Origin of the sequence: Methylobacterium sp. CCH5-D2, from assembly GCF_001556475.1 — a bacterium.
In the GTDB taxonomy this organism is placed as follows: Bacteria; Pseudomonadota; Alphaproteobacteria; order Rhizobiales; family Beijerinckiaceae; genus Methylobacterium; species Methylobacterium hispanicum.
On sequence record NZ_LSIX01000097.1, the window covers coordinates 1 to 1,088 of the forward strand.

The 1,088-nt window shown below is 78.7% G+C and carries 1 protein-coding gene; it reads right to left on the reverse strand.

Features of this window, described 5'->3' with window-relative positions; all coding sequences use genetic code 11:
- Positions 1-90: 90 nt before the first annotated feature.
- Positions 91-1,088 (reverse strand): response regulator (locus tag AX737_RS02085; protein ID WP_156453481.1); only part of this gene is annotated, 998 nt, incomplete at its 5' end.

Below are 1,088 nucleotides of genomic sequence, written 5' to 3' on the forward strand. Positions count from 1 at the left end.
CCGCCTCTCCCCGCGCGCCGGGAGAGGCGGTTGTCTCGTACGGGATCCGAAGGACCGGACGCTTCGACCGGATCCCGGAAACCAGAGCCCTCAGCCCGCCGCCCGGTGCGCCACGGCCGGTGCGGCCTCGAGGCTGTCCGCGTAGCGGTCGAGCGCCTCGAGCGTGGCCGCGAAGATCGCCGAGACGCGCTCCGCCGTCCCGGCCGGGGGCAGGTCGCCCGCCTCGCGCGCCGCGTGCTCGATCCCGCCGAGGTCGGCCGCGAGCGCCGCCGCGCCGATGTTGGCGCTCATCGACTTGAGCCCGTGCGCGGCGCTGGCCACCGCCCGCGGATCGCCCGCGGCGAGAGCCTGCGCCAGCGCCTCCAGCGCCGCCGGACCCTGGCGCGTGTAGAGGCCGAGCACCCGCCCGAAGAAGGCGCCGTCGCCCATCTCGCGCAGGCCCTGCAGGACCTGCGCGTCGAGGAGCTGTGCGTCGAGGGGCGTGTCGGGCGCGGCCGAGGCCGCGGCGCCGTCGCGGGCGGCCCGCGCGGGCGCGCCCTGCGTGCCGGGCGCCAGGATGCCGCCGAGCAGCGCGGCGAGCTGGGCCAGGGTGAAGGGCTTGGCGAGCGCCCCGTCCATGCCGGCCTCGCGCCAGGCCACGGCGCCGTCGCCGACGACGTGGGCGGTGAGCGCCACGATCGCCACGCGCGGGAGGCCCTCCGCGGCCTCGCGCGCGCGGATGGCGCGGGAGGCCGCGAAGCCGTCGAGCACCGGCATGTTGCCGTCCATCAGGATCAGGTCGAAGGGCGTCTCGGCCTGGGCGAGCACCGCCGCCGCGCCGTCCTCGACGCCGACGACCGCGGTGACGCCGCAGCGCGCCAGCGCCTCGACCGCGACCTCGCGGTTGACCGCGCTGTCGTCGGCGACGAGCACCCGCGCGCCCGGGAATTGCGGCAGCGCCTGCGCGGCCTGCGCGGCTCCCACTGCCGCGGCTCCCTGCGCGAAGGGCTCGCCCGTCGCGAGCGCGGCGAGGGTGGCGCGCCACTCGCTCTGCACCACGGGCCAGCGCAGGAGCTCGTCCGCGAGCCCGGCCCGCAGGGCCTCGGCAC